The 24,568-nt window shown below is 72.4% G+C and carries 17 protein-coding genes and 2 pseudogenes; 17 read left to right on the top strand and 2 right to left on the bottom strand.

Annotation, left to right across the window (positions count from 1 at the left end; genetic code table 11):
• Positions 1-2: 2 nt before the first annotated feature.
• From IE264_RS23150 to IE264_RS23205, 12 genes and pseudogenes are all read left to right on the top strand, one after another.
• Positions 3-899 (top strand): hypothetical protein, encoded by an 897-nt coding sequence (locus IE264_RS23150; protein ID WP_078657618.1) that lies wholly within the window; start codon positions 3-5, stop codon positions 897-899.
• 53 nt (positions 900-952) lie between these two features.
• Positions 953-1,171, top strand: coding sequence for a Trm112 family protein (locus IE264_RS23155; RefSeq protein ID WP_015607041.1), 219 nt, complete (start codon positions 953-955; stop codon positions 1,169-1,171).
• The gene (locus IE264_RS23160; protein WP_032759816.1) at positions 1,168-1,947 is read left to right on the top strand and encodes an FkbM family methyltransferase; all 780 of its coding nucleotides are present in this window, start codon (positions 1,168-1,170) and stop codon (positions 1,945-1,947) included. Before IE264_RS23155 ends, IE264_RS23160 begins: the two co-directional genes overlap by 4 nt.
• A gap of 147 nt (positions 1,948-2,094) precedes the next feature.
• Entirely contained in the window at positions 2,095-2,451 is a 357-nt protein-coding gene (locus tag IE264_RS23165) for a PRC-barrel domain-containing protein (protein ID WP_032759817.1), read from the top strand.
• A gap of 98 nt (positions 2,452-2,549) precedes the next feature.
• Positions 2,550-3,314 (top strand): annotated as a pseudogene (locus IE264_RS23170) (amidohydrolase family protein); the annotation flags it as partial.
• 28 nt (positions 3,315-3,342) lie between these two features.
• Positions 3,343-3,967: pseudogene (locus tag IE264_RS23175) on the top strand (amidohydrolase family protein); the annotation flags it as partial.
• A gap of 57 nt (positions 3,968-4,024) precedes the next feature.
• On the top strand, positions 4,025-4,888 hold the full coding sequence (locus IE264_RS23180; protein ID WP_015607046.1) for a helix-turn-helix domain-containing protein: 864 nt from the start codon (positions 4,025-4,027) through the stop codon (positions 4,886-4,888).
• 141 nt (positions 4,889-5,029) lie between these two features.
• Entirely contained in the window at positions 5,030-6,118 is a 1,089-nt protein-coding gene (locus tag IE264_RS23185; protein ID WP_015607047.1) for an iron-siderophore ABC transporter substrate-binding protein, read from the top strand.
• Between the two features lie 90 nt (positions 6,119-6,208).
• Positions 6,209-7,270, top strand: a complete 1,062-nt coding sequence (locus IE264_RS23190; RefSeq protein WP_032759819.1) for a FecCD family ABC transporter permease — start codon at positions 6,209-6,211, stop codon at positions 7,268-7,270.
• Positions 7,267-8,334 (top strand): FecCD family ABC transporter permease, encoded by a 1,068-nt coding sequence (locus tag IE264_RS23195; protein ID WP_015607049.1) that lies wholly within the window; start codon positions 7,267-7,269, stop codon positions 8,332-8,334. Before IE264_RS23190 ends, IE264_RS23195 begins: the two co-directional genes overlap by 4 nt.
• Positions 8,331-9,995 (top strand): ABC transporter transmembrane domain-containing protein, encoded by a 1,665-nt coding sequence (locus IE264_RS23200; protein ID WP_032759820.1) that lies wholly within the window; start codon positions 8,331-8,333, stop codon positions 9,993-9,995. The genes IE264_RS23195 and IE264_RS23200 overlap by 4 nt, the downstream gene beginning before the upstream one ends.
• On the top strand, positions 9,992-11,806 hold the full coding sequence (locus IE264_RS23205) for an ABC transporter ATP-binding protein (RefSeq protein WP_032759822.1): 1,815 nt from the start codon (positions 9,992-9,994) through the stop codon (positions 11,804-11,806). The genes IE264_RS23200 and IE264_RS23205 overlap by 4 nt, the downstream gene beginning before the upstream one ends.
• Here IE264_RS23205 and IE264_RS23210 read toward each other — a convergent pair.
• Positions 11,796-12,440 carry a DUF1345 domain-containing protein gene (locus IE264_RS23210; protein ID WP_032759824.1) on the bottom strand — a complete coding sequence of 215 codons (645 nt, stop codon included), beginning with the start codon at positions 12,438-12,440 and terminating at the stop codon, positions 11,796-11,798. The two genes, IE264_RS23205 and IE264_RS23210, sit on opposite strands and share 11 nt — an antisense overlap.
• A 240-nt stretch (positions 12,441-12,680) precedes the next feature.
• On the opposite strand from IE264_RS23210, the gene IE264_RS23215 reads away from it, so the two are divergent.
• From IE264_RS23215 to IE264_RS23225, 3 genes are all read left to right on the top strand, one after another.
• A complete protein-coding gene (locus tag IE264_RS23215) occupies positions 12,681-14,993 on the top strand; it encodes an FdhF/YdeP family oxidoreductase (RefSeq protein WP_032759826.1) in 2,313 nt (770 codons plus the stop codon).
• 202 nt (positions 14,994-15,195) lie between these two features.
• Complete coding sequence (locus IE264_RS23220; RefSeq protein WP_032759828.1) at positions 15,196-17,256, top strand: neutral/alkaline ceramidase; 2,061 nt, start codon at positions 15,196-15,198, stop codon at positions 17,254-17,256.
• A 119-nt stretch (positions 17,257-17,375) separates the two neighbouring features.
• Positions 17,376-18,134 (top strand): IclR family transcriptional regulator, encoded by a 759-nt coding sequence (locus tag IE264_RS23225; RefSeq protein WP_032759829.1) that lies wholly within the window; start codon positions 17,376-17,378, stop codon positions 18,132-18,134.
• Between the two features lie 41 nt (positions 18,135-18,175).
• Here the strand turns inward: IE264_RS23225 and IE264_RS23230 are convergent, their stop codons facing one another.
• Positions 18,176-20,746 (bottom strand): tetratricopeptide repeat protein, encoded by a 2,571-nt coding sequence (locus IE264_RS23230; RefSeq protein WP_032759831.1) that lies wholly within the window; start codon positions 20,744-20,746, stop codon positions 18,176-18,178.
• A gap of 87 nt (positions 20,747-20,833) precedes the next feature.
• On the opposite strand from IE264_RS23230, the gene IE264_RS23235 reads away from it, so the two are divergent.
• Together IE264_RS23235 and IE264_RS23240 are read left to right on the top strand one after the other, a co-directional pair.
• Positions 20,834-22,378 carry a TIR domain-containing protein gene (locus IE264_RS23235; RefSeq protein ID WP_051822019.1) on the top strand — a complete coding sequence of 515 codons (1,545 nt, stop codon included), beginning with the start codon at positions 20,834-20,836 and terminating at the stop codon, positions 22,376-22,378.
• Between the two features lie 26 nt (positions 22,379-22,404).
• Entirely contained in the window at positions 22,405-24,561 is a 2,157-nt protein-coding gene (locus IE264_RS23240) for a tetratricopeptide repeat protein (protein WP_190167687.1), read from the top strand.
• Positions 24,562-24,568 lie beyond the last annotated feature (7 nt).

Raw genomic sequence — 24,568 nt, forward strand, 5'->3', positions numbered from 1 at the left:
CGATGTGGTGGGGTGTGGGGGCCGCGCTGGTGGCCAACCTGCTGTACAGCGTGGGGTTCGTGGTGGAGAAGCGGGCCCTGGGCAGCCTGCCCGCGCTCTCCGCGGGCAGGCCGCTGCGCGTGATCCTCGTCCTGCTCACCAGCCCGCTGTGGATCGTGGGCGCACTGTCGCTGGCGGCCGGCTTCGCGGCCCAGCTGATCGTCTACCGCGCGCTGCCGATCGCGGCGGCGCAGGGCATCTTCGTCTCCGGCCTGGTGCTGCTGCTCCTGCTCTCCTCGGCCGTCCTCGGTGAGGAGTCGACCGGGCGCGAACGCTATGCGCTGGGCGGTGTCCTGGTGGCGCTGCTGATGGTCGTCGCCTCGGTGCGCGAGGGCGAGGACGTGGTGAGCGCCGGCGCCCCCTGGATGCTGGTGCTCCTGGTCTGCGTCCCGGCGCTGGCGGCGGGCGTCTGGCTCTACGTACGGGTGGAGAGCCGGGCGGCCAAGCGCCACCGGGTGCCGACCAGCGGCATCGGCTACGGGGTGGCGGTCGGGCTGCTGTACGGCGTCAGTTCCCTGGCCATCAAGGGCACCTCCAGCCGGCTGACCAGCACCGACCTGGGGGACGCGGCCCGTTCGCTGTTCGGCTCGCCCTACCCGTATCTGCTGCTCTTCACCGCCGTCGCCGGTCTCGTCATGTCCCAGACGGCGCTGCAGCGCTGCCGGGCCTCCCTCATCGTGCCCGTGTGCACCACGGTGACCTGTCTGTTCACCGCGGTCCTCGGGACGCTCGCCTTCGGGGAGTCCCTCCCCGACGATCCGCTGCTGCTGACCCTGCGGCTGGCCGGCACCGCGCTGGCCCTCACCGTCCTGCTGGCCATGCCCCGCCACGACCCTCCCGCGGAGGCGGCCACGTCCTGACCGGAGCCACGTTTCCCCGCCCCCCGCCCCACCCCTGCTACCGAGGGAGTCCCATGAACCCCGACGATCCGCTGCTCGCCATCCTGGCCTGCCCCCTCGACAAGGGCCCGCTGGCCCTGCTCACCGACGAGGAGGCGCTCTACAACCCCCGGCTGCGCCTGAGCTACCCCATCCTGGACGGCATCCCGCAGCTGCTGCCCTCCTCGGGCCGCAAGGTCGACGCCGACGCCCACGAGAGATACCTGGCGCACCGGAAAGCGTCGACCGCGTGACCACGTTCGCCGCGGCGGTGGCATCCCGGCTGCCCACCGGCCTCGTCGGCTCCGCCGCCGTCGCCCTCTACCCGCGCTTCGAGCCGGAGCTGCGCCGGCTGGCCGACTTCTGCCCGCCCGGCTCCACCGCCGTGGACATCGGAGGCTGGTACGGGCCCTGGTCGCGCCGGCTCGCCCGGCGCTGCGCGGAGGTCGTCACCGTCGAGCCCGTACCTCACCTGGCCGACCATCTGCGCCGTACGCTGCCGCCGAACGTCCGGGTGGTACAGGGCGCGGCGACGGACCGCGAGGGCGGCACGGTCCAGCTCTGGTTCCCGGAGGGCGACGACGGCGACCGCGGGGTGTCCTCGCTGGAGCGCCGTGACATCCACGCGCACAGCGTCGACGTGCCGTCCCTCACCATCGACGGCTTGGGCCTGCACGGCGTCGGCTTCGTGAAGATGGACGTCGACGGCGGCGAGGTGGCCGCGCTGCGGGGTGCGGCGGAGCTGCTGCGGCGGGACCGCCCGGCGCTGCTCGTCGAGCTGGAGAGCCGGCTCGGCCCGATCGGTCCGGCGGTCTCCCTGCTCACCGGCCAGGGGTACGCGGGGTGGCTGCTGGCGGGGCGGCGCTGGATCCCGCTGGCCGGGTTCGACCTGCCGGCCCACCAGGCGAGGACGGAACACCTCGTCCACCAGGGGCTGCTGCGCAGGGCGTTCGTGCCGCACCGCACCCGGTACATCAACTCGGTGCTGTTCCTCCCGGAGGGGCGGACGCCCGGCGATGCGGCCGTCTGAGCGAATCCACCGGTGCGGGCCGCGCTGACGGGGGAGGTTGCGGGGCAGGTGAGGGGAGAGCCGGGCCCGCCCTCGCCCGGGGGCGGCCGCCCGGTGGACCGCCGAGACCGCCGCGCACGCCGTGGCCGACCCCCGAGGAGACCCGCAGTGATCGAGAGCGCAGACATCCGTGAGTGGCGTACGTGTGACGTCGTCGACCCCGGCGGGCGCAGGATCGGCTCCCTGGAGTCCGTCTACGTCGACACGGGGACGGACCAGCCGGCGTTCGCCACGGTGACGGTGGGCCTGCCGACCCGCCACCGGCTGGTCTTCGTACCGCTGGCGGAGGCCGTCGTCGGACCGGACTACGTGAAGGTCGCCCACGACCGGGCCAAGGTGAAGGACGGCCCGTCGATCGGGACGGACGACGTCCTGCCCGCCGAGGACGAGCCGGCGCTCTTCGCCTACTTCGGCCTGCCCTATCTGCCCCCGGCCGACGGCGTACGCGTCCTGGCCCGCCGCTGACGCGCCCGGGACCTGCGGGAGCTCTCCCCGGGCCCGACGTATCCTCTCCGGGAACGCGCCGAGCGGAGGACGGGCCACGTGACGGGCAGCAGTACGGAGACCTCGGCGACACGATCCTCGCCGACCCCGATCTGGCGCCGCTCGCCCGCCTGCGCGACGGTGTGCGCTCGCCCGAGGCGCTGCGCCGGGTCGTCGAGGTGAACCTCGCCCGCGGTGCCGACACCGTGAAGACCCGGGTGAACGAGCGTGCGGGGCTGCCGGAACAGGACCCGCTGGCCCAGGTGTACGACCACGAGCAGCTCTCCGCGATCGTCGCGGCGGCACGGCGCGGCGGCAAGGGGGTGCTCTGCCACAGCTACAGCGAGAAGGGCTGCCACGACGCGGTGACGGCCGGGATCCGCTCCCTGGAGCACGGGGCCTTCGTCGGGGAGCGCACGCTGCACGAGATGCGCCGCAGGGGCACGTACTTCACCCCGACCCTCACCGCGATCGCGGGCCTCGCCGAGTCCGCCGACCCGGTGCTGGCGGAACGGGGCCGCGCGTACCTGCCGGTCCTGAAGCGGGCGGTGCTCGCCGCGCACGAGCTGGGTGTACCGCTCGCGGCGGGCACGGTCTCCTCGGGCGGGACGGTCGACCCGATCGGCCGCGAGGTGGAGCTGATGCGCTCGGCCGGGCTCTCCGCCCTGGACGCGATCCGTACGGCGACCACCGGGGCGGCGAAGCTCCTCGGGCTCGGCTCGACGGCGGGCCGGCTCGCACGGGGCTTCGCCGGGGACGTCCTCGTCGTGGACGGCGACCCGCCGGCCGACGTCAGCGTGCTCGCGAGGCCGGTGCACGTGGTGCGGTCCGGCCTCCCGGTGTGACACACCGCCGGCCCCCCGACCATCTGAGGAGATCGTGGCCTTCCCCCAGCACGGAGTCGTCCGCACGCCCGGCACCAGGGAGCTGCTGGAGGAGGCCGTGCGGACCGGGGCGGTCGACCGGGGCGGCGGCATCGACCCGATCGGCTTCGACGAGGCGCTCCCTCCAGGGCAAGGTGACCGTGAGCCATGTGTTCTGCGTCCCGGGGCTGCCGGAGCGTGAACTCGACGCGCCGGCGGCCGGGCTGGCGGAGGCGGGGATCTCACTGACGACGGTGGCGCCCTCCTCGGACCTGGTGCTGCCCATCGAGCGGCTGCGTGAGCACGGGGTGCATGTGGGTCTCGGCTCGGACGGTGTGCGGGACTCGTGGAGCCCGTTCGGCGACGCGGACATGCTGCACCGCGCCCACCTGCTGGCCCGGGTCCAGGACGCGCGCCTCGACGAGGAGCTGGAGGCGGCCTTCCGCGCGGGCGCCGACGGCGGGGCGCACCTCCTCGGCCTGGAGCGGGCGGACCTGAGGCCGGGTTCGCCGGCCGACTTCCTGCTCGTACGGGGCGAGTGCCTGCCACAGGTCGTGGTCGACCTGCCCCGGCAGGAGCTGGTGGTGCGCGGCGGGCGGATCGTCGCCAGGGACGGGGAGCTCGTCGGCGGCTGAACGCCCGGAGGGGGGCGTCCGGGAGGACGAAGCGGAACTTAGGCTAGCCTAACCTGCATGTCGGTTTCGGTGATGGCCCCCGGTCGTGGGCGCGGAGAGATGCTCTCGACGGCCCTGCTCCGCTGGTCCGAGCCGTCGGTCGGCGGGCCCGTGGTGGAGACGCCGTACCTGCTCACCACTGCGGTCCTCGACAGCCCGGTGCCCGCAGGGTCGTCCACCAGCGGGGTGCACACCCATGACGACGCGCTCCTGGTCTGGCCGCATGTCGGCTCGACGACCCTGCACACCCGGAACACGGTGCGCCGCCTCGTACCGGGGCAGGGGGTCTGGATGCCGCCCGGCACCCCGCACGCCTCCCACCCCGACCCGGGGAGCGTGAGCTGCTACACCTATGTGACCCGGGCGGCGATCCCGCCGCACTGGACCTCCCCGCGCTCCCTGCGGATGGGGCGCGCGCTCCAGGAGATGCTGCTGCACCTCGACGCCAACGCGATGCCCGACGACCGGCGACTGCGGGCCCAGCGGCTCATCATCGAGATGCTGGAGGAGGACCCGCACGCGGCGATGGAGGTCCCCGTCCCCGAGGACCCGCGGATCCGGGCCATGGCCGAGGACATCATGCGCGACCCGGAGAGCGATCTCTCGCTGGAGGAGTGGGCGGCTCGGCACGCGCTGAGCGTGCGCACGGTCACGCGGGCGTTCGGGCGGGACGTCGGGATGCCGTTCACCCGGTGGCGGTCGCTGGTACGGATGTCCGCGGCCACCACCCTGCTCGCCCAGGGCCGTCCGGTCAATCTGGTCGCGCACCGCTGCGGCTACTCCACGACGAGCGCGTTCTCCGCGGCCTTCCGCCGGGTGACCGGGACCAGCCCCACCGCGTACCTCCGTGAGCAGTCGGCGCTCGCGCCCGCCGGTCACTGACACACGCCACGCTCCCCGCGTGGCCGATTCGCGACGCACCCTGGCCCGTTCGCGACCCTCCTCGGCCCTTGACCCTCCTAGCGTTCAGCGAGGCAAGGGTTACCTAACCCCGCCCCGTGATGTCCAGATCCGAGGAGAACCGTGTCCCCATCCATTCCGGCCGGACGCCGAACGGGCCCGCTGGCCCGCGTCCTGGCGCTCGCCGTAGGCGCCGTACTCGTCCTGGGAGGCTGCGGCAGCGGTGAGTCCGGGAAGACCGCCACGGAGGCGAAGGCCGGCGGTGCCTCGAACAGCTTCCCCGTGGACATCAAGCACGCCCACGGCACCACGACCATCGAGGCGAAGCCCAAGCGCATCGTCACGCTCAGCTGGATGTCGCTGGACGTGGTCGCCGCGCTCGGCACTGTACCGGTCGGCGTGGACGAGCAGTGGGGCGGCGACAAGGACGGCTACACCCCCTGGTTCCGCACCCAGGTCGAGAAGCTCGGCGGGCCCCTTCCCGAGACGCTGAAGTACGGCGACGCGGGCGAGATCGACTTCGAGCAGATCCTCTCCCTCGAACCGGACCTCATCATCGGCCTGTACTCCGGCATCACGGACGTCGACTACAAGCGCCTCGCCGAGATCGCCCCGACGCTCCCCTACCTCAAGAAGCCCTGGGACGGCGGGACCTGGCAGGAGATGACCCGCACCATCGGCAAGGCCATGGGCGAGGAGAAGAAGGCGGAGGGCCTGGTCAAGGATGTCGGCGGGCAGCTGGCGGCGGTCTCCGTGGCCCACCCGGAGTTCAAGGACAAGACCTTCACCTACGCGGTCGCCCTCACCCCCGGCTCGACGGAGGTCGGGCTCTACCTCGACTACGACGCCAGGGTCCGGCTGCTGACCGAGATCGGCTTCAAGAACACCCCGTCGATGAGCACGATCGCGGCCACCGCGAAGGGCACCAACTGGTACGGCGGCGTCAGCCTGGAGAAGCTCGACACGATCGAGGCCGACGTGGTCGTGGCCTGGGCGAACGCCCCCGCCGAGGTCACGTACTCCCTCAAGGACCCGCTCTTCTCCCGCTGGAAGCCGATCGCCGCCAAGAAGTACGCCTTCGTCCAGGACCCGCAGCTGGCCATGGCCACCAGCGGACCGACCGTGCTCTCCATCCCCTGGGGCCTCGAACGCTATGTGCCGATGCTCGCCGACGCCGTCGCGGGCAAGGGCAACACCGGCGCGGGCTCCTGATCCCCGGGCCTGTCGCCGGACCGCCCCCGGGCGTCCGGCGACAGGCCCTCGCCCGGCGCTCCCCCAGGTGACGGCCCTTCAAGGACAACGATGACCAGCACCACCACCGCATCACCCCCGGGTGACCTCAAGCCCGGCGCGGGCCCGGCCCGCCGGCGCCACCGGCACCGCCTGCTGATCCTGCTGGCGGCCCTCGCCCTGCTGCTCGTGACGGCCGTCCTCAGCGTGATGGTCGGCGCCCGGCCCATCGCGCCGGGAACGGTCTGGGAGGCGCTGTTCCGCTTCGACAACTCCGACGAGCATCTGATGGTCCGCGAGCTGCGGGTGCCGCGTACCGTGATCGGGCTCGTCACCGGTGCGGCGCTGGGCCTCAGCGGGGCCCTGATCCAGGCGTTCACCCGTAACCCCCTGGCCGACCCCGGCATCCTCGGCGTCAACGCGGGCGCGAGCCTCGCGGTGACGTTCGCGGTCGCCGTGCTCGGGTTCACCGCGGCGAGCCAGTTCATCTGGTTCGCGCTGGCGGGCGCCTTCGGGCTCACCGTGCTCGTCTACACCCTCGGGTCGATCGGCGCGGACCGGGGCACCCCGGTGAAACTCACCCTGGCGGGTGTCGCGTTCACCGCCGTGTGCGGCGGCTTCACCTCCGCCATGGTCCTCAAGTCCACCGCCACCTTCGACGTCATGCGGTTCTGGGGCGTCGGCTCCATCGGCGGCCGCTCACTGGACATCCTCCCCATCGCGCTGCCGCTCATCGGCGCCGGCCTCGTCCTGGGTCTGCTCAGCGCCGGCTCCCTCAACGCGCTCGCCCTCGGCGACGACCTCGCCCAGTCCCTGGGGACCCGCCTCGCGGTCACCCGGGTGACCCTGATCCTCGCCGTCACCCTGCTCGCCGGGACCGCCGTCGCCGTCGCTGGCCCCATCTCGTTCGTCGGGCTGATGGTGCCCCACATCGTGCGCTGGTTCGTGGGGCCCGACCAGCGCTGGATCCTGCCCGTCACCTGCGTCGCCGCCCCCGCCTTCCTGCTCGCCGCCGACATCGTCGGCCGCATCGTGCTGCCGTCGGGGGAGCTGCGGGTCGGACTCGTCACCGCGCTCGTCGGAGCGCCCGTCCTCGTCGTGCTGGTCCGGCGCCGGAAGGTGAGCACCCTGTGACCGCCCACACCCTCACCCGCTCGGCCGGCTCCGGGCGGACCACCTGGGCACTCCGCCGGGGCCGGGCCTCGCTGCGCGTCGAGCGGCGGTCCGTCATCGTCTGCGGCGTCCTGGTCCTGGTGGTGGCCGCCCTCGGCGTCCTCACCCTCGCCACCGGCTCCATCCAGCTCACCCCCGCCCAGGTGCTCTCCGCGCTCTTCGACCCGGACGCCGAGCCCCGTACCCGGCTCGTCGTCGTCACCTGGCGGCTGCCGCGGCTGCTGTTCGCCGTGGTCTGCGGAGCGGCGCTCGCGGTCAGCGGGGCGCTCTTCCAGTCGCTGACGAAGAACCCGCTGGGCTCGCCCGACGTGATCGGCTTCGCCTCCGGTTCGTACGCGGGCGCCAGCGTGGTCATGCTCGTGCTCGGCACCGCCAACTACCTCGCGGTCGCAACGGGTTCGCTGATCGGCGGGGCCGCGACCGCGCTCCTGGTGTACCTGCTCGCCTACCGGGGCGGCGTACGCCCCTTCCGGCTCATCATCGTCGGTATCGCCGTCGGCGCGTTCCTCAGCTCGATCACCTCGATGCTGCTCCTCGCCGTCAGCCCGCACCAGGCGATGCTGGTGGCCACCTGGGGCGCCGGCTCCCTCAGCGGGCTCGGCTTCGAGCAGCTGCGGGTGACGGCGCTCGTCTTCGCCGCCCTGCTGATCTGCTCGGTCGGCGTGGTGCGGCCCCTGGTCCACCTGGAGATGGGCGACGACACCGCCCTGGCGCTCGGGGTGAACGCCCAGCGCGCCCGGCTCACCGCCACCGTCGTCGGGGTCGCGCTCACCGCGCTGGTGACGGCGGCCGTCGGGCCGATCGCGTTCATCGCCCTCGCCGCACCCCAGATCGCCCAGCGGCTGACCCGGAGCTCCACCACCCTGCGGATCGCCCCGGCGGCCCTCACCGGCGCGGCCGTCCTGGTCGCGGCCGATTTCATCGCCCAGCGGGTCGACCTGCCCGTGGGTGTCGTCACAGTGTGCGTCGGCGGGGCCTACCTGGCCTGGCTGCTCGCACGCCAGTACAGAGGTGGCAGCCGATGACTCCCCCCGGATCCCCCACACGTGAGGACGGGTCCGTCGCGGCGCTCTTCCGGGTGGCCCTGCTGCGCGACGGGCGCGGCCTGCGGATCGGCCTCACCACCGTGGCGTTCATGGTCCACCAGCTGTGCGAGGCGCTGGTACCCGTCCTCATCGGGGTCGTCATCGACCGGGCGATGGCCCCGGCTGACCGGACCGCCCTGGTCTGGTGGCTCGCCGCGCTCGGCGGGGTCTTCGTCGTGCTGTCGCTGTCGTACCAGCGCGCGTCGTCGTCGATGGTCACGGTGTACGGCTACGGCGAGCACGAGCTCCGGCAGCGCGCGATGACCCGGCTGCTGGACCCGCTGTCGCTGCGCCGCCGCCCCGGCTCCGGCGAGGCCCTCTCGCTGGTCTCGTCCGACACGTACCGGGTCGCGGGGGTGTCGTGGAGCGTCGTCCAGCAGGCGTCCACCCTCACCGCGATCCTGACGGCGTCCGTCGCCCTGCTGGTGATCTCCCTGCCGCTGGGTCTGGGGGTCATCGCCGGGACCGTCCTGATGCTGGTCGTCATGCGGCGGGTCTCGATGCCGCTGGAGGCCCGGGGGCTGGCCGAGCAGGGGTCGGCGGCGCGGGCCAGCGAGGTGGCCACCGATCTGATCACCGGGATACGGGTGGTCGCCGGGATGAACGCCCGGGCTGAGGCCGCCCGCCGCTACCGCACCGCGAGCGACACCTCACGGCGCGGTGCCGTGGCCGCCGCGCGGTCGGTCCTGGCGTACAGCGGTCTCAGCCAGTTGCTGTCGGGGGTGTTCCTCGCGGCGCTGGCGACGGCCTCCGGCTATCTCGCGGTGGACGGGCACATCACCATCGGCCAGCTCGTCACGGTGCTGGGGCTCGCCCAGTTCCTCCAGGGCGCTCTCGCCCATGTCGGCACCTTCGCATCGAACTGGATCCACAAGCGTGCCTCCGCTCGCCGCCTCGGCACTCTGATCGGCGAACCGCCCCTGATCGAGCCGCTGTCGACCGGTCCCGTTCCCGAACCCGGCCCGGCCCCGCTCCGCTGGCATCCGCCCGGCCACGGCGAGCCGCTCGACCTGCGTCCCGGCGACCTCGTCGGCGTCGTCCCCCACCACCCCGGCCATGCCCGGGACCTCAGCGACCGGCTCGGCTACCGGGTCCCCCTCGCCCGCGGCGAACTCCTGATCGGCGGGGTGGACGCGGTCGACCTGGGCCCCGACCGGGTACGCACCCGGGTCGTCGCCCCGCCCCACCACGGCGCCGTCTTCTCCGGCACCCTGCACGCCAACCTGGTCCCCCGGGGAGGCGCGGTGGACCCCGCCGTGACCGGGGCGGCCATGCTCAACGACGTACGCGAACAGATCGGGGGCGACCTGGCCGAGGTCGGGGAGCACGGCCGCCGGCTCTCCGGCGGCCAGCGCCAACGACTGCTGCTGGCAAGGGCGTTGCACACCGACGCGGACCTCGTCGTCCTGGACGAACCGGCCACCGCCGTCGACCCGGTGACGGAACAGCGCATCGCCGAGGGGCTGCGGGGCCTGCCGTCCACCATCCTCCTCATCACCGCGAGCCCGATCCTGCTCTCCGCCTGCGACCGGGTGGTCGAGCTCGGCGGGACCGGGCAGGACGCCCCCGAAAGCCACGACCCGAACGGACTCCCCCGGTGACCTCCGCGCAGACCGACACGCCCGTCGCCACCCTCCCCGTCGCCGACGCCCGCCGGACCCGCGCGGAGATCCTCCGCCGCCTCCGCGCGCACCGCCGACGGCTCGGGGCGGCGCTGCTCACCCTGCTCGGCGGTACGGCGGCCACGCTCGCCACTCCGCCCGTGCTGGGCGGGATCGTGGACGCCGTCGCGGACGGCGCCGGGCGGGGCAGGGTGCCGGCCCTCGGGATCGCACTGGTGGCCGCCACCGCCGTCGGAGCCGTCCTCGCCTACGCCGGTGGCCGGATGCTGGTGGCGCTCGTGCAGGAGGTACTGGCGGGGCTGCGCGAGGACGTCTTCGAAACCGCCGTCCACCTGCCGGTGAACACCCTGGAGAGCAGCGGCAGTTCCGATGTCGTCTCCCGGGTCACCCGCGATGTGGAGGCGGTCTCCGAAGCGGCCTCCGACGTGCTTCCCGAGGTGACGAACGCGAGCTTCACCATCGGGCTGAGCCTGGTCGGCCTCGCCGTCCTCGACCTCCGCCTCGCGCTCGCCGGGCTGCTCTGCCTGCCCGTCCACGTCTACGCCACCCGGCAGTTCCTCCGCCGCTCGCACCGCGTGTACGGGGACATCCGGAGGCTGGAGTCGGCGCGCGGGCAGTCCGTCATCGAGGCGGTGCGCGGGGCCGAGTCCATCCGTGCGTACCGCACCCAGGACCACCACCTCGACGACCTGGCCGAACGCAGTGTCCGGGCCATCGAGCGGCAGCGGGACGGGGTCGGGCTGCGCAACCGGTTCACGGGGCTGCTCAACGCGGCGGAGTTCCTCGGTCTCGCCGCCGTACTCGTGACGGGCTTCGCGCTCTTCGGCTCGGGGGCGGTCACCCTGGGCGCCGCCACCGCCGCCGCCCTCTACTTCCACCGGCTCTTCGGCCCGGTCGGGGCGCTCCTGGGCAGCCTGGACGACATCCAGCGGGCCACCGTGGGGCTGTCACGCCTCGTCGGGATCACCGACCTGGACCGCCACCACGTCCGCTACGAGGAACCGGCGCAGGGGTCCGGCCGCCCGAATGAGGCGCAGGGGGCCGGCCGCCGCCCGGACATCGACGTGAAGGGCGTCTCGTACGCGTACGACGGCGGGCGCCCCGCCCTGCGCGAGGTCTCGCTCCACGTCCCCGCCGGCACCAGCCTCGCGCTCGTCGGCGCCAGCGGCTCGGGCAAGTCCACCCTGGCCCGGCTCGTCGCGGGCATCGGCACCCCCGACCGGGGCAGCGTCACCGTCGGCAGCGCCGAGGCCCCCGACGCCCCGGCCTCCCGGTACCTGGTGACCCAGGAGGTCCACCTGTTCGGGGGCACCCTGGCCGACAACCTGAGGCTCGCCCGGCCCGACGCCGGCGACGACCAGCTCCGGCACGCCCTGCGCGAGGCCGGGGCCGGCTGGGCGCTGGACCTGGACGCCGGGCTCGACACCGTCCTCGGCGCGGGCGGCTCACCGCTCGACGACGGGTCCGTCCAGCACCTGGCACTGGCCCGGGTCCTGCTCGCCGACCCGCCGGTCGTCGTCCTGGACGAGGCCACCGCCGAATCGGGTCCGCAGACCCGTGCCCTCCTCCAAGGGGCGCTGGCCCGGGTCACCGCGGGCCGGACCTCCGTGGTCGTCGCGCACCGGCTGGAGCAGGCGCGCCAGGCCGACCGGGTCCTGGTCCTGCGGGACGGCGAGGTGGCGGAGCAGGGCACGCACGACGAGCTGCTGGCGGCCGGGGGCGAGTACGCGGCGCTCTGGGCGGCCTACCACCGCGCCCGGCCGGGCGGCGGCGCACCGGTCAGCCCGTGACGATCCCGGTGACGAGGTTGATGGTGGTGGCGAGGATGCTGGCGCCGAACACGTACGACAGCAGGCAGTGCCGCAGGGCGACCGCGCGGATCTCGGTGGTGGAGACGTTGGTGTCGGAGACCTGGTAGGTCATGCCGAGGTTGTAGCTGAAGTACAGGAAGTCGACGTACTTCGGGCTGCCTGCGGAGTTGAAGTCGATGCCGCCCTCGGTGGGCAGGTAGTAGAGGTAGGCGTACCGGGTGGCGTACATCAGGTGGAGCGAGGCCCAGGCGGTGAAGACGCCGCCCAGCGCGATGGCCGCGGCGGCGTGGCTCAGGTCGGAGTCGCTGGTCAGGAGGAGCACCACGATGCCGACGAGCCCGCAGAGGGCGGCCGCGACGACTACCAGCTCTTCGAGGACGGGCCGGAACTCCTCGCGGCGGACGTTGTGGTGGGTGGTGGCCGCGTCCATGGGCCAGAGCGCGATCCATCCGGCGATGACGAAGATCGTCTCGGCGGCGGCGATCCCGGCGAGGACGCCGAGCGGCGCGTGGGTCAGCAGACCGGTGACCACGCCGGCGACGACCCCGAGGACCGCCGCGACGACGAGCCGGGGGACGGCGGAGAGCGCGGGGTGACGGGGCGGGTGGCTCAAGCGGGATCACCTCGGCGGATCGGGGACCGGTGGAGCAGTGGAGCAGTGGTTCGGCGGATCGGGGGCCGACTCCCGTACGACCGCCATCCCACTCCCCCGGGCCGCCCTCCGCACCCCGCCGCAGGCCGAGTGGCGTACGGGAGGGCCCCTGCATAGCCTGCCGGGGAGTCCGTTCTGTCCACCCGTGCCCGCACGGTCGAGAGGGTCCGCCGGGTCCACCGCCTCGAAGGGTCGAGAGCCTTGAGCACCAGCCACGACGAGCAGGACCCCCCGGAGCACACCGTCGGACCCGTCCCCGAGGGCGAGCCGCGGTTCCGCCCCTACCACCACCCCGCCGCCGGCTGGGGCGCGGCGGAGAGCGTGACCCGGTTCCTGGCGCGCGAGCGCTCCCCGGTGGACGGTCCGCGGGCCATCATGAAGATGAACCACGAGGACGGCGGGTTCGACTGCCCCGGGTGCGCGTGGCCGGACGACCTCAAGGGCCTGCACCTGGACATCTGCGAGAACGGGATCAAGCACGTCACCTGGGAGATGACCCGCAAGCGGGTCGGGCGGGAGTTCTTCGCCGCCCATTCGGTGACCGAGTTGTCCGGGTGGAGCGACTTCGACCTGGAGAACCAGGGCCGGCTGACCGAGCCGATGGTCTACGACGCCGCGTCGGACCACTACGTGCCGATCAGCTGGAAGGACGCGTTCGAGGTGGTCGGCGCCGCGCTGCGCGGCCTGGACGATCCGAACCGGGCGGCGTTCTACACCTCCGGCCGGCTCGGCAACGAAGCAACGTTCCTCTACCAGCTGATGGCCCGCGAACTGGGCACGAACAACCTGCCGGACTGCTCCAACATGTGCCACGAGGCCAGCGGCCGGGCCCTGACCGCATCCCTCGGCACGGGAAAGGGGACGGTCGACCTCAAGGACTGGGAGAGCGCCGACGCGCTGTTCATCCTCGGGGTCAACGCGGCCTCGAACGCGCCCCGGATGCTCACCGCCCTCTCCGAGGCCCACCGGCGGGGCGCGCAGATCGTCCACATCAACCCGCTCGTGGAGGCGGCCGCCACCCGCACCATCGTCCCGCACGACTTCATGGACATGGCCCTCTTCAAGTCGACGCCGACCAGCACGCTGAACCTGCAGCCGCGCATCGGCGGGGACATGGCGCTGCTGCGGGGCATGGCGAAGGCGGTCCTGGAGCAGTCGGCGTCCGACCCGAAGGCGCTGGACCAGGAGTTCATCGCCCGGTACACCACGGGCTTCGCGGAGTACCGGGCGCTCTGCGAGGCGACTCCGTGGGAGGAGATCGAGCACCAGTCGGCGCTGAGCCGCGCCGACATCCTGAAGGCGGCCCGGGTGTACGGCGAGGCCGACCGCTCCATCGTGAGCTGGTGTCTGGGCCTCACCCAGCACGAGCACGGCGTCGACACCGTACGGGAGGTCGTCAACCTGCTGCTGCTCCGCGGCAACCTCGGGCGGGAGGGCGCGGGCCCCTCCCCCGTACGCGGACACAGCAACGTCCAGGGGAACCGGACCTGCGGGATCGACCACCGCCCCACCGACGCGTTCCTGGACCGGCTCACCGAGGCCTGCGGGATCACCCCGCCCCGCGAGCACGGGCTGGACACCGTCGGCACGATCAAGGCGATGCAGCGCGGCGAGGTCAAGGTGTTCGTGGCCATGGGCGGCAACTTCGCCATGGCGGCGCCCGACACCCCGGCCACCTTCGCGGCGCTGCGCTCCTGCGACCTCACCGTCCAGGTCAGCACCAAGCTCAACCGGAGCCATCTCGTCCACGGCGCCGGGGCGCTCATCCTGCCGTGCCTGGGCCGGACCGAGAAGGACCATCAGCGCAAGGGCGTCCAGTCCACCTCCGTCGAGGACTCGATGAGCATGGTCCATCTGTCGATCGGCATGAAGCGCCCCGCATCCCCGCACCTGCTCTCCGAGCCTGCCATCGTCGCCGGGATGGCCCGCGCCGCCCTGCCCGGCAGCGCGACGCCGTGGCACTGGTACATCGAGGACTACGACCGCATCCGCGACACCATGGCCAAGGCCCTCGACGGCTTCGAGGACTTCAACCGCCGGGTACGGCTCCCGCTGGGCTTCCGGATCAGGCAGCCCGCCCGGGAGCTGGTCTTCCTCACCCCGTCGGGGCGCGCCGAGTTCTCCGCCGCCGCCCTGCCCGACGTCGTGCCTGCAGCAGGCACGCTGGCGCTGGGCACCATGCGCTCCCACGACCAGTGGAACACCACCATCTACTCCGACAACGACCGCTACCGGGGCATCAAGAACCTGCGCACGCTGGTCTTCATGAACCGGGCCGACATGCGTGAGCGCGGCATCACCGACCTCGGTCCCGTCGACATCACGAGCACCGCGAAGGACGGCAGCCGGCGCCGGCTCGACGGCTACCTGGCCGTTCCGTACGACATTCCGCGCGGCTGCGCGGCCGGGTACATGCCCGAGATGAACGTGCTGTGCGCGCTCGGCGACTACAGCACCCAGAGCGACCAGCCGATCATGAAACACGTCAAGGTGACCATCGCGCCTGCCGCCTGAGCGGCGCATTCCCACCCATCGAGGGCACAACACACCAGGCTGAACAGGGTTTCTGAGGATTCCTCATTTACTGGCCGGTAGAGACCTATGCGACGCAGGTCACACACCTCTACCGTCGGGGCAGCGCTCCGGGTCCCTCCGATGTCGGTGAGCCGCCGACCGGGCCCCGGGGTCCCGCACGTCTCCCGCCCCAGGAGGTCCGATGCCACCACCCCCCAGCCGCTCCCCCCGCAAGCTCTCCGCCCTCGTACTCGCCGCCGCTCTGGGAGCCGCGGCTCTCGGCGCCCCCTCCCCCGCATCGGCCGCACCGGCCGCCGACGACGGGGAGTACCTCGTCGGACGCGGCATCGCCGATGTCACCGGGGAGGCCGCCGAGACCGGGACGATGGGCTACTCCAGCTTCGACCAGAAGACGTCCGGCATCCACCAGCGCCAGCGGTCCCGCGCGTACGTCGTGGTGGACCGGGCGACCGGGAAGCGCGTGGTCTACGTCAACGCCGACCTCGCGATGATCTTCCAGTCCGTGCAGCAGGGCGTCATCGCCCGCCTCAAGGAGCGTTACGGCAGCCTGTACGGCGACGAGAACGTGCTGCTCTCCGCCACCCACACCCACTCGGGCCCCGGCGGCTACTCCCACCACGTCGCGTACAACCTCTCCGTGCTCGGCTTCCAGAGCGCCACCTACCGGGCGATCGTCGACGGCATCGCCGACTCCGTGGCCAAGGCCCACGACGACCTGAAGCCCGGCACCATCAGCCTGGGCACCGGCACCCTCACCAACGCCAGCGTCAACCGCTCCCGGGAGGCCTTCGACCGCAACCCGGCGGCCGACCGGGCGGCCTTCCCCGACGGGATCGACCCGGCGATGACCGTGCTGCGGTTCCGGCAGGGCGAGAAGGACGCGGGCGCGATCAGCTGGTTCGCCACCCACAACACCTCGATCACCAACAAGAACACCCTCATCAGCCCCGACAACAAGGGCTATGCCTCCTACGCCTGGGAGCACGACCACGAGGGCGTGCGCTATCTCGACAACACCCCGGGTTTCGTCGCCGCGTTCCCCAACACCAACGCCGGGGACATGTCCCCCAACCTCAACCTGAAGCCCGGATCGGGGCCCACCGAGGACGAGTTCGAGAACACCCGCATCATCGGCGAGCGCCAGCTCGACAAGGCCCGCGAGGTGTACGCCGGTGCGCGGCCGGTGACCGGAGGGGTCGACTCCCGTCTCGCCTATGTCGACATGGAGAACGTCACCGTACGCGGCGAGTACACGACGGACGGGAAGGAGCAGCGCACCTGCCCCGCCGTGGTGGGCGCCTCCACGCTCGCGGGCAGCGTGGAGGACGGTCCGGCGATCCCCGGCTTCGAGGAGGGCACGCGCACCCCGGTCGCGTCCATCATCGACGCGCTGCGCATCGACACCCCGTCGTGGCTCGCGACCTGCCAGTACCCGAAGGCGAGCCTGATCCCCACCGGCCTGCTGAGCAACGTCCACCCGGTCACCCCGAAGATCCTCCCCCTCCAGATCATGAAGATCGGGGAGCTCTACCTGGTGGCGGGACCGGGCGAATTCACGATCACGGCCGGACTCCGGGTCCGCCGGACCGTGGCCCAGGAGCTCGGGGTCCCGCTGGAGCGGGTGCTGCTGCAGGGGTACGCCAACGCCTACAGCCAGTACGTGACGACACCGGAGGAGTACGAAACCCAGAACTACGAGGGCGGCTCCACGCTCTACGGCCGCAACACGCTCCCCGCCTACCAGCAGGAGTACGCGCGGGTCGCGGCCTCCCTGCGCCAGGGCACCGCGATCGGCCGGGGCACGGCACCGCCGGACGAGTCGGCCCGGCAGTTCACGTTCCAGACGGGCGTCGTGTACGACAACCCGCCGCTCGGCAAGTCCTTCGGCGCGGTCCTGACCGCACCGGCCTCCTCGTACGCACGCGGCTCCACGGCGACCGTCGAGTTCGCCACCGGACACCCGAAGAACAACGTGCGCCGGGGTGGCACCTTCCTGGAGGTCCAGCGGCTGGAGGGCGGCTCATGGGTGCGGGTCCTGGACGACGGTGACTGGGAGACCACGTACCGCTGGACCCGGATCAACGGCCTGACAGGTACGTCGAAGGCGACGGTCACCTGGGCCATCGGGGCGGACACCGCTCCCGGCACCTACCGGATCGTGCACCACGGGGACGCGAAGAACCTGCTGGGGAAGATCACACCGTTCACGGGGGCATCCCCGACGTTCACCGTGAGCGGGTGACCCGAGGCGCCGGAGCCGTGGTGCGTGCAGCGCTTTTGCACCGCACGCACCACGGCTCCGGCCGCCGCATCCCCCGCACACGAGATGCCGCACCCCGGCGCCGGGTCCATGCTGGTGGCATGGGTGACCAGGCCGGCCCCGAGCCAACCGTGTCCGTCCAGCGGGACCTCCGGTTGCTGGAGGCCGCGGGGGCACATCCGACGGGCGCGCCCTCCCAGCAACTGGCCCGGGAGGCCGAGCTGCCCCCGGCCATGGCCGGGGAGCACCTGCGGACACTGGCCGAGGACGGCTATCTCAGGGAGCTGGACGACGGGGCGTACGCGCTGCCCGACCAGGGCCCGTCCCTTGACACCGGACCCGGCATCGGGGCGTGGACGGAGCACATCCGCCCCCTCCTGACCTCGCTGCGCGACGGCCTCTCCGCCGCCGCCTACCTGACGCTGTACGACGAGGGCGAGATCCGGGTCCTCCAGATCGTCGACAGCCCACGGGCGCCCCGGGTCGACCTCTGGGTGGGCTTCGAGGACGCCGGACACGCCACCGCCCTGGGCAAGAGCGTGCTGGGCGGGCTGGACGAGGAGGCCCGCGCCAACTACCTCTCCCGCCACCCCCTGGCCGACCTCACGTCCCACACGATCACGCGCCGCGAGGAGCTGATCCGGGAGCTGGACGCGCCGCCCATGGCCCCGCTCTCGATGGACCGGGAGGAGTACCGGCGCGGCACGACGTGCGTCGCGGTGCGGGTGTACAGCGGCGACCAGGTCGGTTCGCTCGGCATCTCGTTCCGCTCGGACCGGATGTACCGGACCAGCGAGGTCAGGGCCCAGCTGCTGTCGTCGGCGCTGCGTGTGACCCGCCGGCTCACGATCCCGGACTGACGGGCCCGGCGCCGCCTTCGGGCGGGGCGGACATGCGGCCGTCAGCCGTGGAAGGTGCCCATGGGCAGCAGCGGAGCCCAGTCCCGCAGGGGCCACTCCCAGGCGCCCTCCCGGGCCACGATCCTCCTGCTCGCCAGATGGACCGCACGGCTGAGCGGTGTGCCGGTGGTGCTCAGCCGCTCCAGGACCCACTCGGCGAACGCGTTGCCGTCCGGGGTGTCGCCGTACTCCCCCACGGTCGCGAGCACCTCCACCGACCCCGTCGCCAGGGCGAGGGTCGCGATGGTGACGGGCTCGGTCATGGCCTGGCCTGGGACGCCACCGCCCCAGCAGGTGATGAGGTAGAGACGCTGCGGCGGGGTCCCGCTGAGGACGTCTGCGGGCAGCAGCCAGCTGCCGGGTTCCAGCTCCAGGTAGTGACCGGGCCCCACAGCCGGGCGGCCGTGGCACAACACGACGACGGTGTGGGCGTCGGCGGCCAGAACAGCCGTGACCTGCGGAGCGGAGGCCGGCAGGTCTAAGGTCCACCGTTCGTCCGCCTGCAGCCCGGCGAGGTTCAGGCCCTCCATCACCGGACTGCGCCACAGGTACGAGGGACCGTCCACGGGCCGGGCGGGGCCGCGCCGGGCCAGCACGCGCTGGATGAGGAGCGAGGGGCAGACGACGTACTCGACGCTCTCACCGAGCAGGCGCCGCGGACCGACGGGGACGGCACCCCAGGGGACCAGCCAGAGGTCGCTCGCCGGGACCAGGAGCAGCCGGGGGACGGCACCGGCCGCGAGTGCCCGGCTCAGCCGCTCCGGGAGGAGTTCAGCGAGGGCGGCCAGGTCGCAAGGGCGCAGCGAGCCGCGTTCCTCGCCGTCGATCCGCACCACGGACAGCAGTGTGGTGCACACCTCGCTCAACTCGACGCTGTCCAGCCGGCATTCACCGTGCTCGTCACGCCAGAGCCGGTGCAGCAGCCGGGGGGCGTCCGGATCGATCACCAGCTGGAGCATGTGGCATCGGTCCGGGACGGCGGCCAGCAGCTCCGCCCCTTCGTCGGCGGGCGGCAGATAGACCGCCGCCAGCAGGTCCTCGACCGCCGTACGCGCCGGTTCGCGCACTGTTCCCCCGATCGCGAGGCTGCCGATCATCCGGGCGATGCGCTCCTGCCGGGGCAGGTCGGGCGGCAGCCGCATCCCGCCCGCACCGGGCGGGCGGCGCTGCGCGAGCCAGCGCTCATCGCTGCTGACCAGCAAGTGCTGCAAGAGGGTCAGACGACCGGTGACCCCGTCCGGGACGTGGTGCGCCGCCAGACCGGCGAGCCGCCGCCCGGCCAGTCCGTCGGCCACCACCACGAACGACTCCGGCATCCCGGCCCCTACGGCCGCACGCAGGGCGGCCGAGTACACCGGACCGAAGCGTTCACGGTACTCACCCTGCACGGCGGCTTCGTGGTGGGCCGCCCGGTACTCCTCGATCGCGAACACGGCGGCCACTCGGTCCCGTACCGCCTGCTCCCGGCCGTCCGCGTCGCCCAGCCGCTCCCGGCTCTCCGCGAGCTTCGCGAGGGCGTTGCAGACCCCCAGCAGGTCCCCGGCCTCCCGGTAGGCGGCTGCGGCCTTCTCGAAGAGCGCCACCGCCGCGGGCCAGTCCCGACGGGCGCGGGCCACCCGCCCGAAGTTCTGCACCGCGTGCGCCTCAGCCGAGGCGAGACCGTGCGCCCTCGCGATCTCGTGCGCTGCGCGGTACCGCACTTCGGCCTCGTCCGTCTCGTCCACGTGGAGGAGCAGATCCCCCATGCTTTCCAGCACGTTGACCGTACCGACGGGGTCGTCGAACCGGGTGAAGGCCTTCGCGGCCACCACCAGCCACGTCCGGGCGATCTCGAGGTGCCCGGCCCGGTGGTACAGCGCGCCGATCCGCTGGGCCGCGTGGGCCTGGCCCGTCACGGAGCCGGCCTCGACGTACAGCGCGTGCGCCTGTTCGTGGGCTTCGATCGCCCTCATCAGGTCGCGCGACCGCTCGGCACACTCCGCCGAGCCGAAGAGCGCGTTCGCCTCGTAGAGCGGATCACCGATGCTGCGGGCCAGCTCTCCCGCATGCCCGTACATCTCTCGGGCCCGCTCGACGGAGTGCTGGTTCAGCGCGACGTGACCCAGTCCGGCCAGCGCGCGCAGCCGCCCGAAACGGTACCTGCGGGCATCCGCGCGACGCAGCGCCATGCCGTACTGCTCAATGGCTTGCTCGACCTCACCGCGAGCCCGGTGTACATCGCCCAAGCCGATCAGGGCGTTGGTGGCGGTGAGTTCGTCGTACTGGCCTTCGAGGAGTTCGCGGCAGAGCGCGGCGGCATGGTCGAAGCGCCCGGTGTGCACCGCATCGTCGAGCTCGGTCTCGGCGAGCAGCGCCCGGTCCCAGAGCTCGGCGGTCACCGGGGCCGGTACCCCGTACGGCTCGGCGAGGTCCGTCAGATGGCGGTAGCGACACCGGAGCGCAACGGCCCCGGGCGGTGGGCATTCCACCGGTACGCGCCCGCGCTCGGCCGAACTCCGTTGCCAGGCAGCGAAGATCAGCTTCGACGACGGGTGCTGAGTGATGTCGCCCCGGTAGGCGTCGCCGCTGTTCACGGGTACCTGCGCGGAAGGGGTCTGTCCGTCATGAACGTATTCTTGACCCTGCACGGGCCCGTTGCACCAGCAGTCGAGGAGAGCCGGATGACCAGCAGCCCCGAACCGGCCGTTGCCGGAGTCGAGGAGCTCCACTTCAGCATCCCGGTCGCCGGGTCCGACAGCCGATGGGAACCGGCAAGTCACATCGTCTTCGGCAGGGCAGACGTCTTCCGCCCCGATGGCCCCACGCTGGCCCGGTACGCGCAACTGGTCGATCGTGACACCTGGCAGTACTCCTATGTCGTCCTCCCAGTCGATCTCGAACCGCTCCAGCAGGGGCACTACCGGCAGGTGAGTGTCACGGCCACCTTCGCCAATCCGGGCATCGTGGCGAAGCACGACATGGGCGCGGGGCAGGCCTTGCACGGAGGGGTGGCGCCCACCAGGGGTGTGGGGTCGTCCCGTGTGACCTGGGTTCTGGAACCCGGCAACGGTGAGGAGCGCCTCCGTCCCGAGGGACATCAACTCGGCTGCCTGGTGCAGCGGCCGACGGGGAGCACCGTGAGCGAGGTCGTGATCGAGGTCTCCGTCAGGGTGATGCGCGGTCTGGCGGTGCTGCAGGAGCGGACCGCGACCATGAAGGAACCGCGGAGGTACCAACTCTCCTTCGTCAAGAACACTTTCGCGCGCCTGCCCGGCCAGGGCGACGAGGAGGGCGTTGAGCCCGTGGTGCACATCGACGTGCGCACACCGGAGTTTCCGACGCAGCGGAACCGGATGTTGATCGTGTTCCATGGGCGGGACCACAAGGCTCGGCGCGAGCTGTACGCCTTTCTGCGCGCCATCGACCTCCATCCCATCGAATGGACGCAGGTGCTGGAGCTCACCGGACAGGGTGCGCCCTACATCGGCGACGCGCTCGACGCCGCGATGAACGCCGCTCAGGCGATCCTGGTGCTGATGACACCGGACGAAGTCGTGTACCTGAAGCCGGAGCAAGGTGACGGACCGGACGACCCGGAGCTTGCGCCGCAGGGCCAGGCCCGTCCCAATGTGCTCTTCGAGGCGGGGCTGGCCTTCGGCCGTTTTCCCGACCGGACGGTGCTGGTCGAGTTCGGCAAGGTCCGCCCGCTCAGCGACCTGGGAGGCCGGTACGTGGTGCGACTGACCGACTCGTCCCAGAGCCGACAGAAATTGGCAAAGCGGCTGGAAGCAGTCGGCTGTGCGGTCAACCTGAACGGCACCGACTGGCTCTCGGCGGGGGATCTGACCCCGCCTTCCGCCGAGTTGCCTTCTCCGCCGGGGACGGCAGCCGCGCCAAGTAGGACGCCGCAGGGCGCGACGGCCTCGGCGGAGCGCCCTCCTGCGGGCGGGCGGACCGAGCCCATCACCTTCGACAAGGTCGTCGCCAAGTCGGACGCCTCGGGCAACCACATCGTCTACGGCGAGGTCGTCTCCGCCGGCTCGGACGTTTCCCTCATGACCATCGATGCCACCTTCTACGACACGAACGAGGAAATCCTCGGCGCCGCGCAGGGGTTGGTGTCGGGGCTGACGGCCGGTCACCCGAAAAACTTCCAGCTCATCACCTTCGATGACGTCGCCGGCTACGCCGACATCCGGCTGCAGGTCAACAGCCGGTTGCCCTAGTCCTCCGCCCCGGGGACACTGCATCCATGACCGGAGGGCCGACGCCCCGCAGACCACCCACCCCACCCCCGCTCCCCCCTCCGTCCCGCGTCGACAACAACGTCGACGTCGGGTACGGCCCGGTCGTCCAGGCCGGGGTCATCCATGGGGGCGTCCACCTGCACACGCCCGCCTCCGCCCGCCCGACTCCGCCTCCTCCACAGCAGGTCCCCCGGGACAGCGGCCCGCTCGTCGGGCGGGCCCACGAACTCGACGCCCTGGACGCCGCTCTCTCGGCCGGCGGCATCGCCCTGGTCACGGGCATGGCGGGTATCGGCAAGACAGCGCTGGCCGTGCACTGGGCCAGACGGATACGGGAGAATTTCCCGGGCGGTCAACTGTACGTGGATCTTCAGGGTTTCGGCCCGGACGAACCACTGCCCGCCCATGATGTCCTGGCCGCCTTCCTCCGGGCTCTCGGCCAGGACCGCCCCGACGAATTCACGACGACCGCCGAACGGGCCGCCGCCTTCCGCACCGTGACGACCGGGCGCCGGATGCTGGTCGTTCTCGACAACGCGTCCCGGGTGGAGCAGGTCCGACCGCTGCTCCCCGGTGGTCAGAACTGTGCGGCGATCATCACCAGCCGGGCCGCTCTGACCGGTCTGGGAGTGCATCACCAAGTGCTCTCCCTGCCGCTGCGACGCCTGGGCGAGGCCGACGCACTGGCCCTGCTCGGGGCCGCGCTCGGTGATCGCGCGAAGGTCGACCCGGGCCATACCCGCGCTCTGGTTCGCTACTGCGGTGGGCTGCCGCTCGCCCTGCGCATCGCGGCCGGCAGGGCTGCGGAGAGCGGTTCCGAGGCCGCTGCGGTCCTCGGCGGATCGTCCGGACCCCATGCCCGACTGGACTTCCTGGATACCGGGAACGATGGCGGTTCCGCGCTGCGTACGGTGTTCTCCTGGTCCTATCGCGCACTGTCAGGCCCGGCGGCCCAAGCCTTTCGCGTTCTGGGCGTCCATCCGGGCCACCGCATCGACGTGTTCGCCATGGCTGCCGCCACCGGAACCACCCGCGACAAGGCCTCCGCCGCCCTCCTCGCCCTGGTGCGGGGGCACCTCCTCACCGAGTCCGGCCCCGGCATCTTCGCGTCCCATGACCTGCTGCGCGCATACGCGGGTGAGCTGTGCGCCCCGGAACGTGACACGGTCCTGACCCGGCTGTACGACTACTACCTCCCTGTCGCGGACCGGGCGGACGACCTGGTGGCGCCGTTACGGTTCCGCGTCCCGCTCGACCGTCCGGGTATGCCCGGACCGGAACTGCCGGACCCGCCCGCGGCCCTGGCGTGGCTCGACTCCGCACTGCCCACGCTGATGGCCCTGTGCACGTCGGACGACGAACGCTACGACGACCGGCGCTGGCGGCTGGCCCACGCCGTCCGGGGCTACTTCTACTTCACCAAGCGTCTCGACGCCTGGATCACCACCCACGAGGCCGCCCTCCGAGCGGCCCTCCGGCTGGCCGACCCCCGGGCCGAGGCGCTCACCCGCACCAACCTGGGGATGGCACTGGTCGCGGTCGGCCGGCTTGCCGAGGCGGAGGAACACTACGTACGAGCCCATGGCCTCTTCCTCCACCTCGGCGACGAACGCGGCCGGGCCGGCGCGTCGGCCAACGCCGCGTCGGTCCTCCGCAGACGCGGTGCGCTCGCCGAGGCCCTGGCCAAGCAGCGCGAGGCGCTCACGTACTACCGTCGCGTCGCGTCCGACCGGCACGTGTGCATCACCCTGCGGACCATGGCGAGCGTGGAGACCGATCTGGGCCGGTTCGCCGAGGCGGTGGCGCATGCCGAGGAGGCGATAGAGATCGCGGTGCGTCTGCAGCTGCATCTGGAGGCCGCCCAGGGGTTCAACAGTCTCGGGATCCTCTGGTTGCGCATGGGCGAGGCGGCAAGTGCCGAGCGCGCGCACGGTCAGGCGGTCAGTCACAGCAGAGCAGCGGGGAGCGCCCACCAGGAGGCGAAGAGCCTGCGCAGGCTCGGCGCCGCCGCCCTCGCCTCGGGCGACCGGGTGCGGGCCGCGCGCTGGTGGGCTCTGGCCCTGCGGCTCTTCCAGGAGATCGGAGCCGCCGAGGCGGAACAGGTCGCCTCGGACCTGGCGTCCCTGACCGGCCGGGGCAAGTCAGGGACGCCGGCTTCCTGAGGCGAAC

It is taken from the genome of Streptomyces microflavus (assembly GCF_014650075.1).
Lineage (GTDB): Bacteria > Actinomycetota > Actinomycetes > Streptomycetales > Streptomycetaceae > Streptomyces > Streptomyces microflavus.

Excerpts from the sequence above, each read along its gene's own strand:
- IE264_RS23180 (WP_015607046.1), top strand. The coding sequence starts at position 4,025 with ATGTCGGTTTCGGTGATGGCCCCCGGTCGTGGGCGCGGAGAGATGCTC.
- IE264_RS23155 (WP_015607041.1), top strand. The coding sequence starts at position 953 with ATGAACCCCGACGATCCGCTGCTCGCCATCCTGGCCTGCCCCCTCGAC.
- IE264_RS23240 (WP_190167687.1), top strand. The coding sequence starts at position 22,405 with ATGACCGGAGGGCCGACGCCCCGCAGACCACCCACCCCACCCCCGCTC.
- IE264_RS23220 (WP_032759828.1), top strand. The coding sequence starts at position 15,196 with ATGCCACCACCCCCCAGCCGCTCCCCCCGCAAGCTCTCCGCCCTCGTA.
- IE264_RS23235 (WP_051822019.1), top strand. The coding sequence starts at position 20,834 with ATGACCAGCAGCCCCGAACCGGCCGTTGCCGGAGTCGAGGAGCTCCAC.
- IE264_RS23190 (WP_032759819.1), top strand. The coding sequence starts at position 6,209 with ATGACCAGCACCACCACCGCATCACCCCCGGGTGACCTCAAGCCCGGC.
- IE264_RS23200 (WP_032759820.1), top strand. The coding sequence starts at position 8,331 with ATGACTCCCCCCGGATCCCCCACACGTGAGGACGGGTCCGTCGCGGCG.
- IE264_RS23225 (WP_032759829.1), top strand. The coding sequence starts at position 17,376 with ATGGGTGACCAGGCCGGCCCCGAGCCAACCGTGTCCGTCCAGCGGGAC.
- IE264_RS23150 (WP_078657618.1), top strand. The coding sequence starts at position 3 with ATGTGGTGGGGTGTGGGGGCCGCGCTGGTGGCCAACCTGCTGTACAGC.